Here is a 20421-nt window from a genome sequence, read left to right on the forward strand (position 1 = left end):
CCCCGCTCAAGGCGGGGATGACGTTGTGGGGTGGGATACATTGGGGACAACCAGTCACCCCCTACAAAAAAGGGCCGCATCGCTGCGGCCCCTTTCGTTATTTCGCGGTGGCGTTGATCGTGACTTTGCCGATCAGCACGGCGGGCATGGATTCGGCGGCTGCGAAGTCGGCGAAGCTGAGGCCCGGCTGTTCCTTTGCCACCATCTCGATGTTGAGCTGCTTGGCCTTGCCGCTGACGAAGCTGTTGATCGCCGCGCCCACCTTCTGGGCTTCAGCTGCCCCGGCAAGGACGCCCACGATGGTGCCTTCCGCGAGCCCTGCGAAAACCGGGCGCATGGTGGCCGGGTCGCTCCCCTGTTCGGCTGCAACGCTGGCCAGGATGATATCGGACAGGCCCTGATCGGTTACATCGAGGTTGAGATTGGCGATGGCCATGCCCATGGCCGCGGCGAGTGCCGCATCGGTATCAAGGCCGAACAGCGCTTCGGTGGCATTGGCAATGGTGCCCGCCAGCTTGACCGTCGCCAGATCTGCGCCGGACACCGAAAACTCGGTTAGATCGATCTGGTCCTCGGCTTCGTTCCAGCTGGCCTTGAGGGCAAAACCCAGATCGAGCGAAGTCACGCCAAGAGCCTGCAGCTGCGCCAGCTGCTCGTCCTGGGTGTCGGCGGGAATATCGGCGACGATGTTGGATGCCGTGGTGCTGATACTGGTCGGCAAGCCGTTCAAATATTCGCCCAGCGTCAGATCGAACGCGCCAATGCTACCGACGATACGCTCGCTCGGCGCTTCGGGATCGGGAACGTCAACTGCAACGTCGCTGAATGAGAACCCTTCGAACGCTGGGACAAGCAGGCGGGCGTTGTCGTTGAACCAGGTTTCGTCGATGGCCGCAGGAGCAGACTGGATGGTGGCAATGGGGCCGGACAGGTCCATGCCCTTGAATGTCACGCTGCCGACGCTGACGCTGCCATCGTCCTCCATGGTGATATCCAGCCCGTCGATTGTATAGGCGGGATAGTAGCCTGGCCTCATGCCATCCATGGACATGCCGGCAATGCTGAACGCGATGGCCCGATCCTCGTCGTCCACGCCCGAGCAATCAAAGCCATCGAAGCTGACCGGCGAAGTTTCGAATGCGGTCAACAGATCGACATACATCCGCAAGGCATCGCCCGTGACCTCGGGGTCGGGTGTTTCTCCCTCGGAGTCGTCCAGCGCTTCGGAAAGCGCCATGATGTCGGCGAAGGAATAGTTGAGCGGCCGGGCCTTGAATTCGGCAGTCTCGGCAGCGCCGATGGTGCAATTCACCTCGGGGCTGGTAACGGTACCGCCTTCAAAGGCGAAATCGGTGTAGATGGTTTCCAGCTCGGTTTGCCCGCCGCCGTCGACCAGGCCATAAAGGGCCAGCACGCCGCCGATGTCGAAGTTGGAGGCGGAAATGGCCCCGAAGGCCGCATTGACTTCCTCGCTATCGGTGGTGACCCCGCCCAGGGTGACCGATGCGGCCGTGCCATCGGTGACGTCGCTCAAAACGATGTCGCTGAAGGTCACGTTGATTTCGGTTTTCTCGTCATCGATCGTGGACGATCCGGTGACGTTGATCTGGGGGATCGTGATGCTGGATGCCGTCAGGCTGGCAAGCGTTTCGGCATGGTCGACGACATTGCCGCTGAAGATGTCGCGCAGCGTTTGTTCATCGAGGCTTGAACCCGTCGCATCGATCGTGGGGATGTCGATGGTAAATTCCGGTTCACTGGCAGCAGCGCTGTCCGCTTCGGACGTGCTCGATTGAGCCGGGGCTGCGTCCTTGGTCTTGGTCTTTTGTGCCCAGGCCGGCAGGGCAGGCAGGGCAACGCTGAGGAGGCAGGCCGTGGCGAGCGCTGCCAGGCGCCGGTTGTTCAAAGTGCTGACGAGCATCAGATAAAGTCTCCCGCGATTGTTGGCGCAATCTGGGCCATCGGCCAGCTTGCAGCAAGAGCAAAGAGCGTGCAGGAGGGTCAACTAGGGCATGTGGAGTTGGTGGACCGTAAGTGAAGAGGGCCGGAGCCCTCATGGTGAGCCTGTCGAACCACGAGGGTGAGCGAGTGGAGGCGTGGGTGCCACGGCCTCGTCCTTCGACACGCTCAGGATGAGGTCTACTGGTAAACTACGACCGGCTTTAGAATGCGGCCGTGAGCACTTCGATTTCGACCAAGGCGCCGGGCTGGACCTGGAACTCACGGTTGAAGACCTGCTCGCCGAGCTTGGCGAGGATCAAATAGTCGCCCTCCGCCAGCACCGTCGACGGGAAAGCGCCCAGATCGGTGAATATAGTCTCGCCATCGGTGGTTTTCACCGTCCATTCGACGTCGGCAATCGCCTCGCCACCGGCTTCGGACACCAGCTTGAACGAGACTTGCGCCGCATGATGGTAGAGCGTTGCGTCCGTCAACTGGCCGGGCTCGACGCGCAAATCGGCGCGGACGACGGCATTGATGACGCCGAAATTGGAGACGATGTGATAGGTGCCGGCATTGAGGGTCACGATCTCATTGGCGCGCAGGCCTTCTGCAATCGGGGTTCGGCTGGCGTCGTCGCCGCCGGTAAAAATATCGAATGTCAGCAATGTCGCTGGAATGGCTACATCGCCGGTCACCGCCGAATTGAGGCGCAGCGCGCCGGCTTCGATCACGAAGCTCTTTTCGTTCGGCCCCTGGGCGACGGACATGGTTTCGCTGGTCTGCGCCCGGCCATAGGCTACGTGCACGACGTATTCCCCGGGCGGCAGCTCGACATCGGCCGCGCCACCCTCGGATTTGGCGACCAGCGCCAATTCGCCACTGGCATCGGGTGTGGTATCGAAGATGCGCCAGACCAGCCCATCGGGTATGGGCGCGCCCTCCTGGGTGATCCGCGCGGACAGCTGCACCGGCTGGGGCGCCGAAGTCAGGGATGCAATGGCTTCGCTGGCCGGGTTAGAGGCTTCGCCGGAGGCCGAACGTGCAGGAGGCTGGCTATCGCGATCCGGGCGCGGGCGCGGCATGGGCGGCATGACGTCGTCTGCCTCCTGCGCCATGGCGGGCGCTGGAACAAGGACGGCGGGAACGGGGGCAAGCATGGCAAGGGCAAGCAACAAGCTCAGAATTTGTCGCACGCGCATGTAGTCTCCTGCCGCTACGGCTCGATCGGCATTGCGTTGGTAGGTGGCGAATGGGGAAAAGCTGTGTCACAGAGCAGGCACGTTGAAAACAGTGCATTGCGCCGCGTGGACAAATTATTCGTGTTCGCCCCGCTCGACCGCACGCGACAGATGGAGCCCTGATCATGCCTGCCATTCCAGAACTGCGCGACTATTTGCTGACCCGGCGTTCGGTGGGTATCGCCTTTCTCGGCGAGCCCGGACCGACGCCCGACGAGCTTGAGCAGATTTTGCGCATCGGGACGCGCGTGCCCGATCATGGCAAGATCACGCCCTGGCGCCTCGTCATCATCGAAGGCGAGGATCGGGCCAAGGCAGGCGAGAAGCTTGCACGCATCATGGAGCAAGCAAACCCGAAGCTGGATGCGAGCAGTCTCGGAGCAGAACGCAAGCGATTCCTGCCCGCGCCTCTCACAATCGGGGTGATTTCTTCCCCCCAGCCGCACCCGAAAGTGCCCCAGTTGGAGCAACTCCTGTCGGCCGGCAACGTGGCCTTCAACCTGCTCCACGCCGCCCACGCACTGGGCTTCGCCGCTTCCTGGGTCACCCGCTGGTACGCCTTCGACGCTGAGGCCGCCGCCATGCTCGGAGCGCGAAAAGATGAGCAATTCGTAGGGTTTATCCATATCGGAACCCCCACCGCCACCATCGAGGATCGGCCACGTCCCGACCTCGAAAGCATCGTCACCCGATGGTGCGATCAGGGTTAACGGGAGGTTAACCGATCCGCGGCATCATATGCCGATCAGTTTAGGGATTCCTCTCGCGCATGGGCGTTCAGCCAATCTCCGTGCCACAAAGCCTGGCCTACATGCTGAACGCCGCCGGCGAACGGAATGGCGTCGATTTCGATTATCTGCTGCAAACAGCGGTGCGCGAAAGCAGCCTCAATCCGGGCGCAAAGGCCCAGACTTCCTCGGCTGTCGGCTTGTTCCAGTTCCTCGAAGGCACCTGGTTGCAGGTGATGAAAGAGCACGGGTCGCGGCTGGGTTATGGCGACATAGCGCAGAGTATCCAGCGCACCGGCGAAGGCGATTTCGTGGTCAGTGATCCGGCGCGGAAAGCGGAAATCCTGAAGCTGCGTGAGGACCCGCAGATTGCCGCGGATCTGGCGGGAGCTTTCACCAAATCCAATGGCGACTATCTGCGGCAGCGGTTTGGGCGAATGCCAAGTGCTGGCGAGCTCTACATCGCGCACTTCCTTGGGGCGCAGGGGGCGGAGCGCATGTTTAATGCGGGACTGCAGAACCCTGACCAGATCGCCGCGGATCTGTTTCCCCGGCAAGCCAACTCCAACCGGACGATCTTTTATTCCAACGGCGAGCCACGCACGATACGCGAGGTTTACCGGGTGCTCGTTGCCAAGCATGAGACTGGGGACAGCAATGCCGGTTTCGCCGCCCAGCAGCTGGCCGGAACCGCGCCACCCGAGCCGGTGCCCGTGGTGCCGTCGCGCTTTTCGCCGGCCAACATGTCCTTCACGGGGCTATTCAAGAACGAAGCAGAAGCCGGTGATCCGGCGCCGCAGAACGCTAGCGGTCCCTTCTTCACCCAGCTTTATGCACAGTGAGATCTGCATGTTGAGTGGAAATCGTGAACGGCTCAAATGCGGGAGAGGGAAATAATACGCTGTTAAGGCGTTTAGCTCTCTATAGAGCGAAGGCGGGAGGATGCGGCATGAAGCATGCAGGTGTAGCCCAGATAAGTACGAAGTCGGATGCGCAGGGGGTCTGGCCAATTCCGCGTGGCTGGGTCGTGCTCGGAGCGGCTCTGGGCGCTTGGCTGATTGTCGCGGCCCTCGTCTTGTTTGCAGCGCACCTCTTCGGTCTGCTCGCCCCGCTGTTCTAGGCTGAAATTATGGTGAACCGTTCCTTAATTCTTGGCCTGTAGGCTGTTCCGCGCAGGTGTGCGGAGAATGGAATGGTTGGGTATCAAGAGTTTCTGTCGCTGTCTCAGTCGCCCGACAGTGAAGAGCGCGGCAGCGCTGCCCATCTCTCAGCCTTAGCCTATCTGAATCATCACGGTCCTGCCGACGAACACGCGGCGCTCTATGCTGCGCTGATCGGCTTCCTCGATGATCCTTCCGTCAAAGTGCGCGCCGCGCTTGCCTATGGCTTGCTCCATTCCTCTGATGCGCCGCGCCCGATCATGCTGGCGCTGATGCATGACAGCCCGGTCATTGCTCGCGCCGTGTTGCAATACTCCCCGGTGCTGATCGACGCGGACCTCATGGGCCTGGTTACGAGCACCCCCGATACGGCGATCCTGCTCGCGATCAGCCAGCGGGCCAAACTGAGCCCAAGGCTGGCTGCCGCGCTGATTGGACGGCAGGAGTTCCAACTCACACTGCGATTGCTCCGCCGGCACGAGATTGCGCTAGGCGATCGGCTGCTGGGAGAACTCTGCGAAGCGCTGGGCGATGACCCGCAAGGCCGTGGCGCGTTGCTGGCCCGCAAAGATCTGCCCGCTTCGGGCCGCCTGCACCTGATTCACAAGATTACCGCTGCGCTGCGTGAGTGCCGCGTGGTGAGGGGGTCGCTTTCGTCCGAGCGGCTGGGGCGCCTGCTGCGCGACAGCACCGACACGGCGGTCGCCGCAATCGGGGAGCGTGAGGCGATCCGCACGTCGCCGGAATTTGTGTCCGATCTTGTTGGCAATGAGCGCCTCAATACGCGGGTGTTGCTGCATGCAGTGGTGACCGGGCATGTGATGTTCTTTGCTGATTGCGTCGCCGAATTGTCCCAGTCCCCCCGCAGCAAGGTTTTTGCGCTGCTCGAAAGCGGCAGCCGGGCGTCGCTCGGTGCGCTGCTGGCGCGCTGCGGGTTGGCGAACGGCGTGCGGGACCTGCTGACGCGCATCGTCATGCTGGCTCGTTCGACGGATCTTGCTGACGATGCGGGAGCGCGGCACTATGTAGTGACAGTGCTCACCGAAGAGCTGATTGCGGAGCATGAGGGCGCGATTCCAGAGGAGCTGGAAGAGGCCTTCGCTTATCTTAGCGAGCAGAACATCCTGCTGGCCCGCAAGGCTGCGCGTGGGGTGATGGCCGCGTTCGCCGAGGACACGCCGCGGCAAATTGCGCTGCCGGGTTCCCGGGTCGAGCCACAGCTGGCACTGACGGCAGCTTAAAAGCGGAACTGTTCGCTGAGCACGCGCTCTTCGAGGCTCGTGCCGGGATCAAATAGCAGGGTCACACCCTGGCTGCGATCTTCGCTGATGGTTACTTCGAGCACGTTATGAAATTCGACATTGTCGGCAACTGCGCTGACCGGACGCTTGTTGGCCTCGCGCGTGATGAACTTGACGACTGCCCGGTTGGACAGGATGGCGCCGCGCCAGCGCCGCGGGCGGAATGGCGAGATCGGCGTGAGCGCAAGCAGTTCAGCTTCGATGGGCAGGATGGGGCCGTGTGCCGACAAATTGTAAGCGGTTGATCCGGCTGGCGTCGATAGCAGGACGCCATCGCAGATAAGCTCCTCAAGCCGCGTTTCGCCATCGACCACGATCTGGATTTTGGCGGCCTGGTAGGTGGCGCGGAACAGCGAAACCTCGTTGAGCGCCAGGGCCATCTTCGTATTGCCGGTGGTATCGAAAACAGTCATCGATAGCGGATAGATCCGCGTGCGCTGCACGACCTCAAGGCGGGCGACGAGATCATCTTCGGAGAAGTTGTTCATCATGAAGCCGACCGAGCCGAAGTTCATGCCGTAAACCGGCGTGCCGCTGCGCATGACCTTATGCAGGGTTTGCAGCATGAGGCCGTCACCGCCCAAGGCAACAACGACATTGGCGGTATCGAGATTGTAGTGGCCATAGCGCTCGCGCAGGCGATGGGCCGCGACATTGGCTTCATGAGTATCGTTGGTGACGAAGCAAATGCGTTCAGTGCTTTGGCTGGACACGCTCGTCTCCCACATGATCGGGCTTGCGTACCATGACGTACGGTTTGGAGCCAGAAGATATGCATTCTTATGCAGGGCCAATCCGAAGGAGGAGATGTCCTGCTTATCCCCGTTCGGGCTTAGCGTCCTAGACTGGCTGGCTATCGCAACCAGGGAAAGAACCAAATGACCGATCCATTTGCCGGATATGCCGGCTCGCTCGATGATCCGGCGAGCTTTTGCCGCAACATCGAACCCAGCGACAGTGTCGCCTTGCCGGAAGTTTCGAGGGCCATCTATGTGGGCGGGGCAGGCACTATCCGGTTGATCGATGCCGCGGGTAATACCGCTGTTTTTGCCGGGCTCGTGGGAGGCTCGATCCTGCCGGTGCGGACCCAGCAGGTTCTCAGCACGGGCACGACGGCCACAGACTTGGTCGTGATGTTGTAGCTGGCTAGTGCCAGCGGATAGTGATGCGCGGACCGACGGCGAAAAGCAGCAGCAACCAAAGCGAGGGCAGGGCGCCCGACGTACTTTCGAAGAGGCTATGCACGATCAGGGCGCAGGCGACTGCTAGCCTGATCAAGGCGGCGCGGCTTCGCCCCAGAATGGCTCGCCTGCACGTCATGAAGATGATGTGGGAGAGCCAGGCTGCAAAGGCCAAGAGGCCTGGATAGCCCAACTCTACAAGCAGGGACAGATAACCGCTATGCGGCGTCTGGATATAGGGCAGGCCCAGCGTCTGGCGGATGATCGGCAGCATCTGATCGGTTGTCGAGATCGTGGCCCAGCCCCAGCCGGCCCATGGACGCTGATCTGCAAAGTAGAGAAACTGCTGCCAGATTTCGGTACGGCTGGTGAAGGTCAGATCGCGGCCCAACGCGGCTGCGATCAGACCCGTGCTGGCATAGCCGCCGATGGCCAGGAGCGTGATCAGGGCAAGCAGCAACCAGAGCCCCTGCTGCCGTATTACCTGCAGGCGAACGATCAACAGTGCGGTTGCGAACACCAAACTGCCCACGGCGGCAGCCGCAAGGGCGGTCGCGGAACCGGACATGATGAGGCAAACGAAGGTGACCACGACAACGGACACCAGCCAATAGGTGCGCAGGATGTTTGCAGCGAAGAGCCCGCCGCCCACAATCAGTGTGATTGCGGCGGCTTCGCCTAGCGAATTCTTGTGGTTGAATATGCCGCGCCAGCGACCCGCATCAAAACCGTGCATGATGCCGACCGGCGTGGCCAACGCCGTCAAGAGCGAGAGCAGCATCACGGCGCCCATTACCGCTACAAACAGGCGCATCAGGTAATATGGCGAGAACCTGTAGCGCAGGAAGACGCAGGAGCCGAAAAACAGCGCGGCCGTGCGGACCATGCCCAAGCTGTTGGGTGAGGATACCGAGAGGGTGATCCCGATTGCTGCGAGCACCAGCAGGGCCAGATAGGCAGGCTCGGCGAAGATTGTTTCGATGGCGTGGGTGAGCAGGAGCCGCACGGTGCCGTAAAGGCAGAAGGCGAGGAATAGCGCATTGAGGAGCGCGATGCCGGGAACTGTATCGTTGGGCAGAAGCCCGGGGTGGTACCAGGCGCCGCTCAATTTGATGATCAGGACCACGGGCAGGGCGTGGTCCAACAGCATCAAAAGATCCTGGTCAACCGTTCGGCCAGCCGCAGGAGGAAGGGAGATTGCTTCGGTCATGCAGCGGCTTCGCGCGTTTGGATGACCTTATCATAGAACTGCTCTAGCGCTAGGGACTGGCGGCGGATATCGAAATTTTCCCGCACGAAGCGATGGGCGGTCAAGCCCATTGAGCGAGCGCGAGCAGGGTTGTCGATTAGCTCGAGGAAGGCTTGGGCGAGTTCTGCGCTGCTGGTAGGGTCAACGGTGAAGCCTGTTTCGCCGTTCACTACGGCTTCGGCGGTGCCGCCCGTTTTGGAGGTCACGACCGGAACGCCGAGCGCCTGTGCTTCGATCAGCACGAGGCCGAAGCCCTCGACGTCGCCGTCCTGTGCCGGCCGGCTTGGCAGTGTCGCCAACCGGGCGCTGGCCATGATTTGTTGAGTGCGCTCCGGCGATTGTGCGCCATGGATGATGATCCGGGGCGTCTGGATCGCCCGGGCTTCGACCAGAGGGCGCAGAGGACCGTCGCCGACGATGTGTAGTTCCGCATCCGGGTTGGTGCGAAGCACCAGGGCGAATGCCTCAAGCACGGTGTTGATACCCTTTTTGGCAACGAGGCGACCGGCAAAGACGATGCGCGGTGGGTTGGTCCCTGCATCGACAGGCGGATCGTTGGTGAGCGGTATGCCGAGATAGTGCGTGCGCGTTCTGGTGGGCGGAAAGCCTCGAGCCAGCAGCTGTTCGCGTAAGAAGTTCGAGACCGGCAGGATCAATGCAGCGTTGCGGATCAACCTGGCGCGTTGCAGGCGATAGAGCTGGTCGTACGCTGAGTTGGCGCGCAGGACACGCGTTGCATCGTGCCCATGTGCCGTGACGACAAGCGGAATGCCATGCCGCTTGGCATAGGGCGCGAGGAACGCGCCATTGGTGAGATAATGGGCGTGGATGATGTCTGGCTGTATCCTGGCGATCAGATCATCGATGCGGCGGCTGAGGCCGAGCCGGAACGCCAGCCGGGAAACGGCACTCGGCCTGCCGTGTGGAAATATCAGGTGCCGTGGCACGTCGGCATGGTTATCGCCGCTGCTGTGTAGCGCGATGAGGGTGTAGTCGTAACCCTGCAGCGCGCGGCAATGTGCGGCAATGAAGGTCTCCGACAGCGCCAGAGCGGTCTCGGTGAACACGAGGGCGCGTCTGGGTATCACGCTAAGGCACTCTCGTAGCTTGGCGTTGCGCTTGCTGGCGCAGCATCGAGCCTGCCAAGTTGAGCGGCCACCAAACTTTCGAAACGGGCCTGCCGATCGGATGCCCAGGCTTGGGCTGCGTCGTTGTTTGGTGCGGAGAGCATCTGGCGCAGCAAGGCTTCGGTGAACTGCTCCGGGGCGTCTGCAATCGCGACGTTGGCGGGCAGGTCATCGAGGCCGCGTACGCCTAGGGTTGTGCTGACAGTCGGTGTCCCCGAAGCTATCGCTTCGATGGTCTTGAGTTGCACGCCGGCACCGGCCACCGCTGGAATCGCCAGAACGCGGGCCTGATGCATGAAGCTGACGGGATCTTCGATGTAGCCCAAGCCGGTGACGTTCGGGTGGATATTGTTGACCCGTTCGGAGCCGCGGCCGGCCACACATATGGTGACGTGATCGGGCAAGAGCGGGACGACCTTGTCGATAAACCACTTGAGGCCGCGGCCGTTTACGTCCCAGGCCCAGGTTCCCAGCAGACCGATGTCGAAGCTTGGGGAGATGAGACCGTCCTTGGGCGATATGGAGCGGCCGGCCAACGGCATGAGGCTTGTCTTGCTTTCACCGCCCATGATGCTGAAGGCTGTTTGCTCGTTCTGGCTGAGCGTCCAGACCTGGTCGGCGGCGCGAGCTAGTAGAGGCTCCAGATGAGCCAGCAGATGGCTGTCACGCTTGAGCATCAGGCGCTGGAGGGGCCGGGTTTCGTTCGCGGCCTCGGCCGCATAGAGCGGCGCTTCATGGTTATGCGCGACAAGGATCACGGACTTTGCAAGGCGGCGCGCAAGTGGCAGTAGCCATCCCATCTGGGCATGATCGATGACCAGAACATCGGCCTTGCCCAGCCGCGTGGCTCGCCGGAGCAGGTCCAGATAGCGGTGGGCGCGAAACTTCTCGCATACATATGGGCGGCCGGTGAGCAGGGATCGGCCCAGCCAAATATATTTCGCGAGACCGGCGGAGGCAGTTTCAACGGCGCGGAGTTCGACGCTGACCGAACCTCGAGGAGGCGGACTGAAGTCGCGTGCGAAGCCAAACACCTGGACGAAATGGCCCGTTTTGCGCATGGCGTCGACAAAGGCCTGGCTGGCGATTTCGCCACCCGTTGTCTGGCCATGCGGCAGGCTTGTTGTTGCAAAAAGTATGTTCATGGCCACATCCCCGAGAAACCCAGCAGAAGTTATTCGGCTGCTTTGGCCGGGGCGGCGTCCACCTGGCTTTCGATCCAGGCGAAGGTTTTTTCGAGTCCGGCACGGAGCGTCTGGCTCGGTTTCCAGCCTAGCTGCTCTCCGACCAGTGTGTTGTCCGAGTTGCGTCCGCGCACGCCCAAAGGGCCGGCGATGTGGTTCTTGTGAATGGTCTTGCCCGCGATATCGGCAACGAGGTCAACCAGTTGATTGATGCTGACCATTTCTTCCGAGCCGATGTTTACCGGTCCTTCGAATGAGGAACGCAGCAACCGCGTAGTGCCCTCCAGACATTCATCGACATAGAGGAACGAGCGGGTTTGCTGACCATCGCCCCAGATGTCGATGGTGCCGTGGTTTGCGGCCATTGCGACCTTGCGACAAATGGCGGCTGGCGCCTTCTCCTTGCCGCCAGTCCATGTGCCTTCGGGACCGAAGACATTGTGGTAGCGGGCTATGCGGTTCTGCATGCCGTAGTTGCGGTTGTAGGCGAGGAACAGGCGCTCGGAGAACAGCTTCTCCCAGCCATATTCGCTATCGGGAGCAGCAGGATAGGCGGAATCCTCAACGCAGAGTGGATTGTCGGGATCGAGCTGATTGTGGGCCGGATAGATGCAGGCCGACGATGAATAGAAGATGCGCGCTATTCCGCGCCGTTGCGCCACGCTGGTGACGTTAAGGTTTATGGCGGCGGAATTATGCATGATGTCGGCATCATGCTCGCCGGTGAAGATGTAGCCGGCGCCGCCCATGTCGGCGGCAAGCTGGTATATTTCGTCGAATGGGCGGTCGATCACGGCCTCAACGACGTCGCGCTCGCGCAGGTCTGCGACCACGAAATCATCCGCAGGACTAGAGGAGTAGGCGGGCAGGCTGAGGTCTACGCCTCTGACCCAAAAGCCTTCGTCTTTGAGCCGTTTCACCAAATGGCTGCCGATGAAACCACCAGCGCCGCAAACAAGAGCAGTCCCTACCAAGAGAGCCTCACTTCAAGATAATGCGCTGGGCGCAAACTACAGCTGGGCATCTCCTGGCCGATCAGGGCAGAAAGACGCCAAAGATGTAGGGCCAGGATTTGGCCTGAAGGATATGTTGGCGCCCGAATTGATTTCAGGTCGTTCCGAAGCGTTGCTTTGGCTCTTGGGGCATGGCTAAGCAAACGCATTAACATAGGTGAAGTACGTAGGCGAGTGCTGGTGGCACTCTGCCGACGCATTTTTCGATCTGAACGGTTTACGCTACCGCGGCCGGATTATCCGGAAGACTTATGCAAAGAGGGCAAGATAGGGAGCGGCGGCCGTGGCAGCCTGCATGTGGGCGTAATTGCTGGGATGGATGCCGTCGATCGTCCATTTGAAAGCCGTACCGTCCACGCGCCACTTTCCGGAGTTGCGGGCGCTTTCGACCGCGTCCGCCATGTCCAGAATGGCATGGAGCGGGTGCGATCCGTCGCCGGCGCGCAAGGCTTCTGCGGTGCCGATCTCCGCTGCAGCGGCACCCTGGATTGGAGCGCCATCCCGTAACCAGTCATTGAGCTGTTCGCGTGTGCCATTGCCCGCGGTGGAGAAGTTGTTTGCCGGTGCCTGGTTGGCAAGTGTCGCGAAGCTGTCCGTGCTGGTGGTGCTTGGCGTGATCGTGGTTTGAAACAACCTTCCGCCTGCTGAGATACGAGCGCTCGCCTTGCTCCACAATTCGATCATGTCAGCCTTGATCTGCTCCAGGCTCCGGCCTGCGCCGATGTCGTTGACACCCATGCCAAGGACGGCGTTGCGGGCGTAAGTCAGGAGCGCCAGGCGCCTCGAAGGGCTTTGCAGCAGCAGCTCCAGCCGATCGCCACTCTGGGAAAGATTGATATAGGGGCAGGCGGGTCCAATGAAGCGGGCCAACATGCCGACGTGATCGGTGATGTCACTGGCATCACCCACGCCTTCGCCCACGCTGTCGGACAGGATGGCTGTGGCCTTGCTGCTTGTTCTGCCAATCAGCGCGAGTGGCCAGACGCCATAGCTCTGGGCAGTGCCGGTGTGACTTGCCATGGTGTAATCCGTGACATCGCCGGTCGACACCGTGCCCTTTTCGCCGTTCGCAGCCACCTGACCGGTGCTGCCGTTGAAGAACACGATGCTCGTGGCGGCGGACAGCCAGATATTGGCCCAGAACTCGGCATTGTCGGGAATGGACACGGACACGAAAGCGGACACACGATAGCTGCCGCCCGGGATCAGTTCGCGAACTGCCCCGTCGAAGTTCAGGCGGTGGAATGTGCCTGCGGGATATTCAACCGAAGCTGCACAGATTGCGCCGGCATTGTTGGGATATTCCAGCTTGCTGGCCGAGCGTTCGACATACCAGTTGGGTAGAACCATGGCGATCTCGGTGATCGCTCCGCGGGCCCGGTGATGATTGCGAGCGCTGATGCCCTTGTTGGTTCCGGCCTTGGCATTGACGAGCCGGCAATTGGTGGCGACTTGCCCGTAGAATTGACCGGCAGAGAGCGGGTATTGCGCCGTGTTGGCGGGCAGGGGGTACGCTTGGCCCAAAGTGGCAAAGAAGGCCGCCTGCTGCGGTCCGACTTGTGAGAGATCGATGGTGGCCATGATCAGTTTGCCTCCGCCAAGAGGTAGCTGCCTTCGAACAGGACATAGACGCCATCCAGCGTCAGAAATGCCCAGCCATGGGGAAGCGACGGTAGTCCGTTCCCGCCAATGGCGGGCACACTGGACAGTGTAATTCCCAAGTTCAAACCAAGCGCCAGCATCGGCAATCTCCCAAAATGATGATCGCCAATATGGGTGGTGCTCAGACGGTGGGGGATTTCGGGGACAAGTAGGGGACTAATCCTGCCTCGGCCAGCTTCAGCAGACGGCGGATGGACTGGTGGAACAGCAGCGGAACGCCAAGTGACAGGAAAATAAGCAACGCGTCCTGCTGCACGCCAAGCTGGCGTAGTCCGAGGTGCACGGCTTGATGGAGATAGAGAATGGTCAGTGTTCTTTGCCCAAGCGCCTGCAGGGGCGACGCGATGGATAGCCAGTGCTCAAGGCGCTTGCTCAACTGCATTAGCAGGCAAGAGAGCGCCATCGCGGTGGCAAGCCCAAGGATTGGCGGTCCGTAACCACCAATCTTCATGTCGAACGGCATGGGCATGAGGAGTCCGATAGCTACTAGAAGGCCGCAGATGGAGAGGACAAGCACAATATGGGACGGAAGCCTCTGGGCAAACACCTGACCCAGCAGGATAAACGCCGCTGCCATGGGTGCTGTGCCTAGTGCGAGCAGAGCCGTTGAACCGGGCATGAGGTGAGGCAGCGCGTATCCGGTGGTTACCAGCAAGGCGAACACAGCAGCCTTCTGGCGCCAGTTTCGCCCCCTGCAGAGGGCGATGACGAATTGCACCAGGATCAGTGCCAAGAGCAGGCAGGGAATGAACCAGAATACGCCGAAGATGCCGCCCAGTGTGCTGCCGCCGAGGAGGAGCTTGAAAGGCATGACGCTGCAGCGATCAATGCCGAGATTAGGCAATGGAGTGCCGAACCCGCAGGTCACGACCAGCGCTGGCAAGCCAAGCAGCGCGATAAAGAACACATAGGGGAGCCCCAGGCGGATGAGCTTTCGAACCGCGAAGGCGCCTGTCGGTTGTGCCGAAAGGGTCACTCCAGCCAACAGGAAGAACAGCGGCATGTGGAACAGGTAGATCAACTCGGCAGCCCCGCTTGCAACGGGTGCCTCGGAGAGGAGCAGCACGTGCCCCACCACAACGAGGATTATGCCCAGCCCCTTGGCTACGTCGAGCCAAACTAACCGGTGCGTTGGCGGGTTTGCCCTGGTCTTGAGGACCTCGCTTCGGCGAAGCAGCATGACAGCGCCGCCCATCAATGCACACGAGAGACCGATGCCAGCATAACTCGCCAGCACGATCTGGAGGCCATCGTGCAAAAGCCAGAACATGAGAGCTTGTGCGATCACGCCCATGGTGGTGAGCACGAGGCGGACGGGCAAGAAGCCAGCGCCTGAGAGCGTATCGGATAGCACGGCGTTTATGGCAAAAAGTGGAAGTGTCGGCGCCAGATACAGCAGATAGATCACTGATTGCTCGAACTCGGGACCAACAACCAGCGGCAGCCAGGATGCTGCGCCGGCGATGGCAAGGGCGGTCACTGCCGAGGCAGCAAGCGCCAGCGGCAAAACGGCAAGACCATACCGCAAAGTGGCGCCTAGGCCCCCCGTTCCGGCCTTGAAGAAACCGGGGTAGGTCAGACGCAATACGGATTGCAGTGGCAGCAGGCCAAGCTGGATGAAACGTTGTGCCGCGCCATACAGCCCGAGCGTGGCGGGATCGACCAGGGGCGCCAGAACAATGCGGTCGATATTATGCTGGCCGGCGCGTACCAATTGGGTGCCCATGAACCAAGTGCCTTGGCGCGTACCGTCGGCCAGAAGGTTTGGCCTGGTCCCAATGGGCAGCGCTCTGGTTGCCCATGCGGCGGCCAGTCCGCCGGCCAGCATGCCAAGTGATCCCCCCAGTGCCAGCGCTTCAAAACTTGTTCCACCGAGCGCGAGATAGCTGATCGCTACGCCAGCAATGCGAGGTGCGACCTGAGAGCTGCGCAACCAGTTTGCCCCGCCCATGCGTCCGAGTGCGATGAACATCTGCTCCGCGTTGACCAGCAAGCGCAAGCCGGCGAACTCGGCCAGGCCGATGGTCGCAACCACCAGGAAGCTCAAGGCCTGGCTCACGGCTCCAAGGGTGAGCGCTGCAAAAACTAACGTGGCGAGCGGCAAGCTGAGCCAGAAGGCCGCGCGCATGTGTCCCCGCGTGGCGGCAAAAGCGGCACGATCCTGCGAGGTGCGCCTCAGAAGGTGTTCACCCGCGCCCCAGCCAACCAGTTCGAAACAGAGCGGGCTCCAGCTCAGCAGGGCGAGGTAAAGGCCATATTGTCCGACGCCCAACACTCGGGCCAGGAAGATGAACAGCCCGAACTGCATCGCGGCGGGCACGAGCATGGCCAGGAGACCGAACAAGTATGGCCCGACTTTGAAGCGAGATAATTTTAGCAGAACAGACACTCAGGAGGCCTGGGCGAGCAGATCGCCGAAAAGCGCCTCGTAGGCATCGGTAGATTTCTGCACGCTGAACATGCTCGCCCGCCCGATCTGGCGGGCGCGGTCGAATGGGCGGTCAATTACGTCCCTGATTGCTGCGGCCAATGAAGCATGATCGCCGACCGGCACCAGCGCGCCGAACTCCCCATCGGCCAGGATCTCGCGCGGACCGTTGCGGCAATCGGTCGAAACGATGCTGCACCCGGCACCAAGTGCCTGCACCAGCACATTTCCAAAGCCCTCCCAAATCGAGGTGAGGGCAAAGACGTCGGCCTTGGCGAGGTAAGGTGCAATTTCCGGCACGAAGCCCAACAAAGCGACGTCATTGTTCAGGCCCAAACCCCAAATCAACCGTTCAAGTTCGGTGCGCAGGGGACCATCGCCCAAGATGATGAGCCGGGCAGATCGTTGGTGCTGCAGAAGTGCAAACGCCCGCAGGAGCGTGGGCCAGTCCTTCTGGACAACCAGGCGCCCTGCGGCGAGCACAACCGGCCTGTCTTTACTGTCCAACCACGGATGGGTGCTTTCCTCGCTGGATCTGGATACGCGGTCATCAAAGGCCGGGTTGTAGATGACGCGAATGGTCTCTCGTGGAATTCTGGCGAACTTTGCCAGGTCATCGGCGAGGTCCCGGCATACTGCGACAATGGCGTGAGCGAGAGGATAGACCAGGGGCTGCAGGGTAAAAGCCGAACGATATCGCCACGTCTTGGAGTGCTGCGCTTCCAGCGCTGGATTCGAGCGCTCGGATATGACTAGCCTGGTCTTGGCGCCGGAGAGCCGCAGGGCTGCTATGGTCGCAACATTGGTGGTCGGCATGGCGGTATAGAGCACATCGTAACGTGCCGTGCGTAGATGGTTTGCCAATCGGAGTATTGTGGTGGCCGTGCTTGCCGCGTTGAGGCGAACGACCGTCACGCTCGGGTCGGGATTGTATTCGCGCGGTTGAGGTGCCCGGGCGAGTACGAGCGTCACGTCATGTCCGCGCAACGCAAGCTCGCGCGACAGTTCGACCATCATGTGCTCGACGCCGCCGAGTTCCAGCGACCAGAAAAACATGGCGATGCGCATCAGGTGCGCAGCGAGGTTTGAGGGGTGCCAGGCCGGAGTTTGCCCGAAAGAGCCATTCGCCAGGATTGCCGGGCAAAAAGAACCACGAAGCGGCAAATGGTTTTGGCATAGCGCGGCACCAGCCTTCGGGGTTCGCTACAGCAGCGGTGGGCCCACTCGAGGCCGCAACGCTGCATCCAAGCCGGTGCACGCCGAACCCGCCCGGTTTGGAAATCAAAGGCAGCCCCAACGCCGCAGAGAGTCATGCCCGCGAGGCGATGCCGATGCTGGGCCATCCAGATTTCCTGCTTGGGAGCACCAAGACCAATCCAGACAACGTCGGGCTTTGCAGCAATCATGCATGCCAATTGCTGCTCGATGTCTTGCGGCGAGGAAATACCCATTGGCGGGCTGTCCGTGCCGACGATTTTTATTCCAGGATGCCGCTGCTGCAGGGTAGCGGCCAGTTCATCGGCCACCCCCGGCTTGCCGCCGAAGAGATAGTGACGGAGACCGTTATCCGCCGACCGGGAGGCAAGAAATTCAAGGAAGTCCGGGCCACAGAGTCGCCGTGCCGAGAGGCCATACAGGAGGCGCCCGACCCACGCTATCGGATGTCCGTCGGGGGCCACGATATCAGCAGTGCGTAGAGCTTGGCCCATGCTGGGGTCGTCATGCGCCTTGACTAGGCCGTGGGTGTCGCTGAAACACACGACGTGTCCAATATCGCTTTGCGAGGCGGCCCAATGCTCTATGCAGCGAGCGAGATCCTTGTCAGAAATGCAGGAAACGCTGGTGCCGAATACTTCGAACTTTTGCGGGTTCATGCCATCACTCTTCTCGGGTCTTCCAGGCCAATCACGCATAGTCGGCATCATAATATCGCTTATATTGTTGCCGGTGGCTGGCCTTTGGCTGGTCCTTGGCATTGAGCACGCTGATGATGCGGCCGGTTGAGTTCTTGGCTTGCGTCAGGCTGGCGAGGGCGCGATTGCTTTCGCGCTGTGCGGTGCTGCCCCAGCGGGTCACCAGGATTATGATGTTCGCCAGCGGCGCCATGTAGAGGGCATCGATGACCGGCTCGACAGGTGGGGTATCGAGGACCACGATTTCGAATGTCTTTGCCGCTTCTTCGATCAGGCGTTGGAACTGCACGCTCCCAAGCAGCGTGTCGGTGGGCCGATCGGTGCCGCGGTGACCGAGGAGCAGTGACAGTTTGGTATCGGGCTCATGCTGTATGCAGTCGGAAAGCGTAACTGATCCGTTTCGAGACGTCAGGATTTCAAGCAGCCCGGCCTGGGGCTTGGCGTCGAGTTCCCGGCCCAGTGACGGTTGGCGCAAATCGCATTCCATAAGCAATGTGCGCCGGCCAGATAGGGCATATGAGCGCGCTAAGGCCATTGCTATGGTCGACTTGCCTTCAGAAGGCACCGCCGAGGTCACCATGATGATCCGAGCCTGCCCAGTCGCTTTGTGGTCAGCCTCTGGCACCGTCTGATCGATGGTCATCTGGGTTCTGCGCATGGCCTCGGAAAACTGAGACAGAGGCGCGGTGATCACCAGATCCGCCAAGGTGTCGTTGCCGTTCGGCAGCTTCAGGCGTGGGATCGTTGCGGCGACACGCGTGCGCAGGGCGGCCTCGAGCTGTTCCTGACTCATGAACCCGCCGACGACGCTTTCATATACCGCGCTGACCGAAACGCCGAGCCCCAGGCCGAACAGGACGGCCGCGCCGAGGAAAATGGTTGCATTGGGGAATGAGTGGGATGAGGGCGGCAGGGCAGGCGATGCTATGCGGCTGTCGGCGACCTGCAGGTTGGACCTGTTTTCGAGTTGCAGCGACCTGGAGAGCAACAACTGATATTGCTCGCGTGCAAAGGCCGCCTTGCTTTGCAGATCGAACAGCCCGGTCAAAATGTCGGCGGGTAGCTCGCTGCCCATCACTTCGGTGCGCAATTCGTCCTGGAGGGCGAGCCGCTGCGTATCGAGATCGGCCACATGGGTGCGCAGGCTGGCAAGCTGGATATCTGCCGATTGCCGCAATTGCCGTTCGAGGCTCGCCAACTGGTTCTGCAGGTCGGTCGCCGCGGGCGAATTGGCATCAAGGCTGGCGATCTGCTGAGCCAACGCCAGACGTTGCTGGCTCAGGACTGTCGCATCTTCCGCCGCCAAGGCTGTCGCGAGACCATCCCAGTTCATGCTGGAAAGGCTGGTTTGCACTGTGTCAGCCAGGTGGCGTGCCGTGTCGCGTGCCACGGTTAGCGCGTCGATCTCGCCAGTCAGGCGCTGCACGTCGGCACCGCCCGGTCCATGGGCAAGCTGAGCGGTGCTCTGTTGCATGAAGGCGTTGAAAGCGGCCTCGGATGCGACGATCTCATCGCGCGCGTCGGCCAGCCGGGCCTGCAATACGTCGCGCGAGGACAGCATCGCGTTCACCTTGGAGGCCACCTGATCGTCGATGTAGGTCTGGGCGATGGCATTGGCCAGCTTGGCCGCCTTTACTGGGTCATTCGAGCGTGCCTGGACCGCGATCAGGTATGTCAAGCCGCGGCGCTGGACGGGCACCGAACGCCGTAGCTGCGCCAACGCCTGTCCGAGGCGCTGTTCCGGAAGCGGTTGCTCGGCGCTGGCGAGGCCAATTGCCGCCAGCACGCGAGCCCGCAGACCGGGCGCCGCGTCGCCTTCTGGCAGTAGATTTTGCGATGCGATGACCTTGAGCAGGATGGAGTCCGAGCGCAGGAGCTCGACTTCACTTTCGATCCGCGCATTGTCGGCCGATCCGGAACTGGACTGAGCGCTCGGGTCGAGCAGGTCCTTGCGGATCGGATCAAAGACAATCAGGCTGGTTGCGGAATATACCGGCGGAAGTACAAATATCGCCGCAATCGCGACGGCCACGACCGCAGCGGCTATTGCCGAGATTAGCGGTATTCTGCGCCAAATCAGCGCAAAGATACGGCGCAGATCGATTTCTGCGTCTTTCATACAGTGCCCCACACCGGCTTGTACGCACCGATGGCCCCCAGAGCTTACATTAACAAAAACTTAACACGTCTTATGCGCGTTTTAACGTATGTAGATGCTTTGGCAATGGAGAAGAGAGCGAAAAGGCGAAATCACTGTTCCCAGCCCTTTTTTGCAGGGCTCGAGTCTGGCTTG

At 61.2% G+C, this 20421-nt stretch carries 18 protein-coding genes; 5 read left to right on the forward strand and 13 right to left on the reverse strand.

Annotated elements, in window-relative coordinates; translation table 11 throughout:
* Positions 1 to 97: 97 nt before the first annotated feature.
* Positions 98 to 1921, reverse strand: a complete 1824-nt coding sequence (locus C8264_RS00375; protein ID WP_108458977.1) for a hypothetical protein — start codon at positions 1919 to 1921, stop codon at positions 98 to 100.
* Between the two features lie 241 nt (positions 1922 to 2162).
* The gene (locus C8264_RS00380) at positions 2163 to 3143 is read right to left on the reverse strand and encodes a hypothetical protein (protein WP_108458978.1); all 981 of its coding nucleotides are present in this window, start codon (positions 3141 to 3143) and stop codon (positions 2163 to 2165) included.
* Between the two features lie 164 nt (positions 3144 to 3307).
* On the opposite strand from C8264_RS00380, the gene C8264_RS00385 reads away from it, so the two are divergent.
* The 4 genes from C8264_RS00385 to C8264_RS00395 all read left to right on the forward strand — a co-directional run bounded on the left by C8264_RS00385 (position 3308) and on the right by C8264_RS00395 (position 6311).
* Entirely contained in the window at positions 3308 to 3892 is a 585-nt protein-coding gene (locus C8264_RS00385; RefSeq protein ID WP_108458979.1) for a nitroreductase family protein, read from the forward strand.
* A gap of 59 nt (positions 3893 to 3951) precedes the next feature.
* Positions 3952 to 4752 carry a transglycosylase SLT domain-containing protein gene (locus C8264_RS00390; RefSeq protein ID WP_108458980.1) on the forward strand — a complete coding sequence of 267 codons (801 nt, stop codon included), beginning with the start codon at positions 3952 to 3954 and terminating at the stop codon, positions 4750 to 4752.
* Positions 4753 to 4859: 107 nt separating this feature from the next.
* Positions 4860 to 5030, forward strand: a complete 171-nt coding sequence (locus tag C8264_RS21995; protein ID WP_162783384.1) for a hypothetical protein — start codon at positions 4860 to 4862, stop codon at positions 5028 to 5030.
* Positions 5031 to 5102: 72 nt separating this feature from the next.
* Positions 5103 to 6311 carry a DUF2336 domain-containing protein gene (locus tag C8264_RS00395; protein ID WP_108458981.1) on the forward strand — a complete coding sequence of 403 codons (1209 nt, stop codon included), beginning with the start codon at positions 5103 to 5105 and terminating at the stop codon, positions 6309 to 6311.
* Here C8264_RS00395 and C8264_RS00400 read toward each other — a convergent pair.
* Entirely contained in the window at positions 6308 to 7084 is a 777-nt protein-coding gene (locus C8264_RS00400) for an NAD kinase (protein ID WP_245892873.1), read from the reverse strand. The two genes, C8264_RS00395 and C8264_RS00400, sit on opposite strands and share 4 nt — an antisense overlap.
* Positions 7085 to 7249: 165 nt before the next feature.
* On the opposite strand from C8264_RS00400, the gene C8264_RS00405 reads away from it, so the two are divergent.
* Positions 7250 to 7513: a spike base protein, RCAP_Rcc01079 family gene (locus tag C8264_RS00405; RefSeq protein ID WP_108458983.1), complete on the forward strand. Its 264-nt coding sequence runs from the start codon at positions 7250 to 7252 to the stop codon at positions 7511 to 7513.
* 4 nt (positions 7514 to 7517) lie between these two features.
* Here C8264_RS00405 and C8264_RS00410 read toward each other — a convergent pair whose 3' ends face one another.
* The 10 genes from C8264_RS00410 to C8264_RS00450 form a co-directional block, all read right to left on the reverse strand.
* On the reverse strand, positions 7518 to 8762 hold the full coding sequence (locus tag C8264_RS00410; RefSeq protein ID WP_108458984.1) for an O-antigen ligase family protein: 1245 nt from the start codon (positions 8760 to 8762) through the stop codon (positions 7518 to 7520).
* Positions 8759 to 9889, reverse strand: coding sequence for a glycosyltransferase (locus C8264_RS00415; protein ID WP_108458985.1), 1131 nt, complete (start codon positions 9887 to 9889; stop codon positions 8759 to 8761). Before C8264_RS00415 ends, C8264_RS00410 begins: the two co-directional genes overlap by 4 nt.
* A complete protein-coding gene (locus C8264_RS00420) occupies positions 9886 to 11073 on the reverse strand; it encodes a glycosyltransferase (protein WP_108458986.1) in 1188 nt (395 codons plus the stop codon). The genes C8264_RS00415 and C8264_RS00420 overlap by 4 nt, the downstream gene beginning before the upstream one ends.
* 29 nt (positions 11074 to 11102) lie before the next feature.
* Entirely contained in the window at positions 11103 to 12086 is a 984-nt protein-coding gene (locus tag C8264_RS00425) for an NAD-dependent epimerase/dehydratase family protein (protein WP_108458987.1), read from the reverse strand.
* 288 nt (positions 12087 to 12374) lie between these two features.
* Positions 12375 to 13706, reverse strand: a complete 1332-nt coding sequence (locus C8264_RS00430; RefSeq protein ID WP_108458988.1) for an SGNH/GDSL hydrolase family protein — start codon at positions 13704 to 13706, stop codon at positions 12375 to 12377.
* Positions 13707 to 13708: 2 nt separating this feature from the next.
* A complete protein-coding gene (locus tag C8264_RS22000; RefSeq protein WP_162783385.1) occupies positions 13709 to 13867 on the reverse strand; it encodes a hypothetical protein in 159 nt (52 codons plus the stop codon).
* Between the two features lie 41 nt (positions 13868 to 13908).
* Positions 13909 to 16131, reverse strand: coding sequence for an acyltransferase family protein (locus C8264_RS00435; RefSeq protein ID WP_108458989.1), 2223 nt, complete (start codon positions 16129 to 16131; stop codon positions 13909 to 13911).
* A gap of 45 nt (positions 16132 to 16176) precedes the next feature.
* Entirely contained in the window at positions 16177 to 17283 is a 1107-nt protein-coding gene (locus C8264_RS00440) for a glycosyltransferase (RefSeq protein ID WP_108458990.1), read from the reverse strand.
* Positions 17283 to 18089, reverse strand: coding sequence for a WecB/TagA/CpsF family glycosyltransferase (locus C8264_RS00445; RefSeq protein ID WP_162783386.1), 807 nt, complete (start codon positions 18087 to 18089; stop codon positions 17283 to 17285). The genes C8264_RS00440 and C8264_RS00445 overlap by 1 nt, the downstream gene beginning before the upstream one ends.
* 31 nt (positions 18090 to 18120) lie before the next feature.
* Entirely contained in the window at positions 18121 to 20247 is a 2127-nt protein-coding gene (locus C8264_RS00450; protein WP_108458992.1) for a GumC family protein, read from the reverse strand.
* Between the last annotated feature and the right edge of the window lie 174 nt (positions 20248 to 20421).

This window comes from Devosia naphthalenivorans (genome assembly GCF_003056355.1).
Taxonomy (GTDB): Bacteria; Pseudomonadota; Alphaproteobacteria; order Rhizobiales; family Devosiaceae; genus Devosia; species Devosia naphthalenivorans.